Below are 3,192 nucleotides of genomic sequence, written 5' to 3' on the forward strand. Positions count from 1 at the left end.
AGAATCACTGTCATCGGACAAAACTCGACTGTCCGTTGCCATCGATCCTGTAGTCCGTGCCAGTGTTGTTGTGGGTGAAACCCACGGAACGACGCGAAGTGCGGCAGCCCGTCACTGCATCTGCGGAATTGCCGATTGACACCGAACGTGTAGTTTGCCGGATCAGCATCCCCGATTCGCAGAGGCTTGGTCCGTGCGCCGATCCGGGTCCCGAGAACGATCGTCTTCGGTGCCGCGTTCAGGCTTCTCCACCGGGACGGCGATCGGACAGACAAAAGCGACGGCCCTGATACGCAGCCTGTCGGCGGATCTCGCACCTTTGCACCTGTGCCGTGAGCGATTCCACGCGGACGCCCTCGGTCACGACGGAAGACTTTCAGCAGGCGCCAAGGCGCCCGCCGTGTGCGGGACAATGGCCGCATGGACCGTGGTGGGCGCCTACTGGCATCGAGGTGGTGGTACGGAGTCATCGCTGCCGTAGTTCTCGGCTCGCTTGTCATTCAGCTCGTGCTCATCTTCACAGGCGGAGCCGACGCCAACTCCGGAGAAAGCGGCACGACGGCAAGCGTCCCGGTGCGACTGTGGCGGTTGTTCAGCTTCTTCACCGTCGAGAGCAACATCGTCGTCATGATCGTGTCGCTCTTCCTCGTCGTAAACCCCCTGCGACGCGGGACGTGGTGGGACGCTGTCAGGCTCAACGCACTCTTGGCGATCACAATCACCGGGATCGTGTTCGCGGTTGTACTCGCACCCCAACTGCACCTCACCGGCTGGGCGCTCGTAGCAACGATCGGCTTCCACTACATCTCGCCGTGGGCGACCGTGCTGGGCTGGCTGATCTTCGGCCCGCGCCCCCGTTTCCGTTGGTCAACGGTCGCAGCGGCGTTCATCTTGCCCGTGGCATGGCTGGTGTACATCTTCGTGCAGGGCGCCTTCACGCACTGGTACCCGTATCCGTTCCTCGACGTCACCGAAATAGGGCTCGGCGCGGCACTCCTGAACGCGCTGATCGTCCTCGCCGTGGCGGGCGTCTTCGCCCTCGTCTTTCGACTCATCGACGCAAAGGTACCGAGCCTGCTCGATGACATTGGCTCTAGTGAACGTAGGGCGGGCATCACTGCACCGACACAGAATCGATGGCACTAACTACAGAATCGATGGCACTGGACAGCAAACGACAACTCGACAGTTCTGTCGGATCTCACGACGGTTGTCAGATCGCGAAGTAACTGACCGGGGGTTTTCTCGTTCCACCTGCCAGCGCTCGGCGCTTCGTGTCGCACCCGACTTGTCTTGGGCCGCGTACTCCGGCCAGCAACCTGCGTGCGCCAGCCTGGTGAAGACTCGACCGCTTGTAATGGGTTAGTCCGTATGTATATAGTCAGGTACTAGTTATTCACTATGCACTTAGGAGACCCGAATGTCGGTGCGACAGAGCCTGTTGGCGATCCTCGATCAAGGGCCGTGTTACGGCTATCAGCTCCGGTCGGAGTTCGATCGGAGGACTGGATCGACGTGGCCTCTGAACGTCGGGCAGATCTACGGCACGTTGGAGCGGCTGGAACGCGACGACCTCGTGCAAAAGGGCGACGTGGACAGCGAGGGTCACATGTACTGGGAGATCACGGATTCGGGGTCTGCCGAGGTGGCTACTTGGCTGACTTCACCGGTGGAGCGAAGCCAGGGGACGCGCGATGAGTTGGCGATCAAGCTCGCGGTAGCGGCGACACTGCCCGGTGTCTATGTCGCTGAGGTGATTCAGACCCAGCGGCGCGCGTCGCTCGCGCAGTTGCAGTCCCTGCAGCGGGCGAAGTTCGCGGGGCACAACGTCGATGGGCCGGAGGAGCTTGCCTGGTCTCTGGTCGCCGATTCGATGATCTTCGCCGCGGAAGCTGAGGTTCGTTGGCTAGATCACACCGAGCAGCGGCTGGCGTTGCACCCGGCGCGCGAAATGGCGCTGGAGATCTCCACCGAGCGACCGAAGCGCGGCCGGCCGGCCAAGGCTGACAACGTCGCGGCGGTGACCCGATGACCGCTCCAGTGCTGCGCCTCATCGGAGTAACGCAACAGTATGGCTCCGGACCGACGGCCGTCTCGGCTCTTTCCGGCGTGGACCTTGAAGTTTTCCCGGGCGAACTCGTCGCGATCATGGGCGCATCGGGTTCGGGTAAGTCGACGCTCCTATCGATCGCGGGCGGTCTCGCGACGCCGACGACAGGCGAAGTCGTGATCGAGGGCGCGCATCTGAGCGCCCAGTCGGCCACTCAGCTCGCGGCGCTGCGACGTAGGTCTCTCGGCTTCGTCTTCCAGGACTTCAACCTCATCCCGACCCTGACTGCGATCGAGAATGTGACACTGCCGCTCGAACTTGACGGCTTTCGAGCCCGGGTTGCGCGCCGTGCAGGTCGGGATGCCCTGGAGTCGGTCGGGCTCGCCGACAAGCTCGACTCCTACCCCGACGATCTATCGGGGGGTCAGCAGCAGCGCGTCGCGATTGCGCGCGCAGTCGTGGGCGGTCGTCGACTGATCCTCGCCGACGAACCGACCGGCGCGCTGGATTCGGTCACCGGCGAGATGGTGCTGCGCATGCTTCGCGCGCGAGTGGACGGTGGTGGCGCGGGCATCCTCGTAACCCATGAGGCGCGCCATGCCGCATTCGCGGATCGCATCGTCTTCCTCCGTGACGGCCGCATTATCGACGAGTCGCGACGCGACGGTGCCGAATCCCTCCTTGTCGGAGGCACACAGTGACCGGGTTGCTCGAGGCACACACGCCGGCAGCCGTTGACGAGCTGAAATTGGATGACTCGGAGCCGCGCGGTCGATGGGCGCGCGCCGCCGCTGAGCTTCGCATCGCCCGCCGCGCGGTCCTCCGCGCGCGCGGCGCAAGCCTGCTCGTTGCCGCGCTCGTCGCCCTTCCGATGGTGGCACTCGGTGGGGGCCTCGTCGTCTGGGCTAGCCACACGCCGACTCTCGCCCAAGAAGTGACTCTCGCCCTCGGTAGTTCGCAGGCGCGCTTCGAAATCGTGAACGGGCCCGACCCGTCGCTGTCCCAAGCGGCGGAAGACCCGGAGAACTGGAGCGTCGACTGGGACGAGGACGCTGTCAAGCCCGTCAATCCGGACCTCCCGCGAATCGCCGACCCACTGGACCTCATCCCCGCCGGAACCCGAACGTTGGAGATATCGACGG

The 3,192-nt window shown here is 64.0% G+C and carries 3 protein-coding genes and 1 pseudogene; all 4 read left to right on the forward strand.

Annotated features, from left to right (window positions below):
* Positions 1-420: 420 nt before the first annotated feature.
* A complete protein-coding gene (locus tag ACE5CZ_RS07590; protein WP_374946723.1) occupies positions 421-1,146 on the forward strand; it encodes a Pr6Pr family membrane protein in 726 nt (241 codons plus the stop codon).
* 274 nt (positions 1,147-1,420) lie between these two features.
* Complete coding sequence (locus ACE5CZ_RS07595) at positions 1,421-2,032, forward strand: PadR family transcriptional regulator (protein ID WP_374946724.1); 612 nt, start codon at positions 1,421-1,423, stop codon at positions 2,030-2,032.
* Complete coding sequence (locus ACE5CZ_RS07600; protein ID WP_374946725.1) at positions 2,029-2,751, forward strand: ABC transporter ATP-binding protein; 723 nt, start codon at positions 2,029-2,031, stop codon at positions 2,749-2,751. Before ACE5CZ_RS07595 ends, ACE5CZ_RS07600 begins: the two co-directional genes overlap by 4 nt.
* Positions 2,748-3,192 (forward strand): annotated as a pseudogene (locus ACE5CZ_RS07605) (hypothetical protein); the annotation flags it as partial. The gene ACE5CZ_RS07600 and the pseudogene ACE5CZ_RS07605, both read left to right, overlap by 4 nt.

The sequence above is a fragment of the Agreia sp. genome (assembly GCF_964263775.1).
In the GTDB taxonomy this organism is placed as follows: Bacteria; Actinomycetota; Actinomycetes; order Actinomycetales; family Microbacteriaceae; genus Agreia.

Bases quoted from the DNA above. Each gene is read 5' to 3' on its own strand.
- ACE5CZ_RS07590 (WP_374946723.1), top strand. From the start codon at position 421: ATGGACCGTGGTGGGCGCCTACTGGCATCGAGGTGGTGGTACGGAGTC.
- ACE5CZ_RS07600 (WP_374946725.1), top strand. From the start codon at position 2,029: ATGACCGCTCCAGTGCTGCGCCTCATCGGAGTAACGCAACAGTATGGC.
- ACE5CZ_RS07595 (WP_374946724.1), top strand. From the start codon at position 1,421: ATGTCGGTGCGACAGAGCCTGTTGGCGATCCTCGATCAAGGGCCGTGT.